We start from the raw sequence: 1971 nt of genomic DNA, 5'->3' as shown, positions 1-1971 counted from the left end.
CCAAATGATATTTGGGCTCAAGCCCTGATATCATCTTGGGAGATTATGCAAAGTAAATCCATAAAAAACTACATAAACATCGGCAGTTCAAGCATTTACTTTGCATAACTACTTTCTTTGCATAAGGCGTGCCAGTGCGCCCACTACTCCCGACCGGACCGGCAGAACCAATCCAGTCTCACGGAGATACCTTTGCAGGATATTGTACGCGCCCACCAGGTCGGCGTTGAACGATTTACCGCAGTGGACAAACAAGCCCCGGTACACACGGGCCTTTTTAACCCGCTTGCCGCATACCGGGCAGGTGGTGCTGGTGCTTTTCTCGGGTACCTTGACCACACGGATACCGGCTAATGCCGCCTTGTAACTGAGCAGGTCTACTATTTTACTGAACGGCCAGGTGTGGAACTTCTGGTTGCCAGCGTCTCCCCAGTCCTTATCTGTGCGAATACTTTTAATTCGCCGACCAATATGATGGAGACGTTGTGGGCAATAGCCAGATTAACTAACCATCTGGTCAATACATGCAGGTAGTGTTTACGTTGCCGACCCCATTTGGTATTCAATTCAATACAACGTCTGCTGGTGGATTTGGTACACTTGGCCTTCTCCTTCTGGAAGTACCGGTCGAGGGCCAAAAGTTCCCCGCCGGGAACAGTGAAAGAGAAGCCGTCGGTCACCAGTCCGGCTGCAATATTTACGATACCCAAATCAAGGGACATAACGTTACCAACTTTACGGTATTCGATTTGAACCTTATGGATGATGTGCAGATACCAGTCCCCGGTCTTTGTTTCGTGTAATAGCTTTACCTGCTGTACCTTGCCCAGGGTGGTGTCCGGTGGTAGCTGGTATTCCAGCACGATTTCCCGCTTGTTGTATGTCTTGGGCAATTTCAGCTTCACCCGGTTGTCCGGTAGCATCTCAAAAGCGTTTTGCTTAAAAGTTACCGTGCTGAGCGAGTCCTTCTTCCTGAAACCCGGCGGGCGTGCTTTTTGGTCACCGTTTTTCCGGTGGGAGTACCAAGACCGGTAGGAGTCGTCCTGTTCACCCAGGACTTCCTGTGCGGACTGAGAAGGCAGGAGCTTGTACCAGCGGTTGGTCTTAAGTTCCCGGCACTGCTCTGCATAACCGGGTATTTTGCCGGTTTCACTCCAGGTGACACGCCGGTGGTGGTTGGCCACGTTCCAAAGTTTAGTTGCGGCAAAACCCAAAAGGCCCAGAAGCAGGGCGTCCTGGTCGGAGAGGTTGACTACTTTCGCTCTGGCTGTGAGGGTTTGCATTGGCACATCGTTTTTAGATTTTTTCTTTCGTGCCATGAGTTCAGCCTCTTTTCTTCTGCATTTCAATATACCTTTGGATGGTATCGGATGATACATTACCAGCGGTTGAGACGAAGTAGCTCCGTGTCCACATGGACGGCATCCGGGCTATGTGGTCGAACTCCCGGCGCAGATGGTGCGAAGATACACCCTTGAACCGCGCTACGATGTCGTGTGGTGCCAAATTAGGCGGCGCATTGACGAACAGGTGCAGGTGGTCGGGCATGATCTCCAGGGTCAGGATTTCCAGGTCCAGTTTTTCAGCTACCTCCCGAATTAACTCCCTCAACCTGGCTTCGACGGGACCGACCAGCACTTTGCGTCGGTAGCGCGGGCACCATATGTAGTGTAGTTGACCAGTGATACAGACGTATGTTTGTGTCTATATTTTTGTTCCATAGTTATATCATAGCTATTTTGGAACAAAAGCGCAACAAATGTTCGGAAAAATAAAAAACCGCGCTTTCATCCCACGGCTGAAGCCGTGGGCTTTCCCGCGCGGGTTTTGTAAAGTACATCAAAGAAAAATATTGTCACATTCTGTCTATATTGTCAATAATAAGGGTAAATAATGATGTCCAATATAATTTCTGATATAATTTATCTAAAATATTTTTTATCGAGGAGGCACCTATTCTAATTATGAAAA

At 48.8% G+C, this 1971-nt stretch carries 3 protein-coding genes; all 3 read right to left on the bottom strand.

The window, feature by feature from the left end:
• Positions 1 to 108 precede the first annotated feature (108 nt).
• From IT084_RS17525 to tnpA, 3 genes are read right to left on the bottom strand one after another with little or no spacing between them, the layout of a single operon-like run.
• Positions 109 to 339, bottom strand: a complete 231-nt coding sequence (locus IT084_RS17525; protein WP_313885519.1) for a zinc ribbon domain-containing protein — start codon at positions 337 to 339, stop codon at positions 109 to 111.
• 41 nt (positions 340 to 380) lie between these two features.
• Positions 381 to 1319 (bottom strand): transposase, encoded by a 939-nt coding sequence (locus IT084_RS17520; RefSeq protein WP_195714172.1) that lies wholly within the window; start codon positions 1317 to 1319, stop codon positions 381 to 383.
• Between the two features lie 4 nt (positions 1320 to 1323).
• Positions 1324 to 1686 (bottom strand): IS200/IS605 family transposase, encoded by a 363-nt coding sequence (gene tnpA / locus IT084_RS17515; protein WP_195714173.1) that lies wholly within the window; start codon positions 1684 to 1686, stop codon positions 1324 to 1326.
• Positions 1687 to 1971: the final 285 nt, after the last annotated feature.

The organism is Desulfallas sp. Bu1-1, from assembly GCF_015594625.1.
GTDB lineage: Bacteria > Bacillota > Desulfotomaculia > Desulfotomaculales > Desulfallaceae > JADNRQ01.
This window is presented reverse-complemented; position numbering and strand designations above follow the sequence as displayed.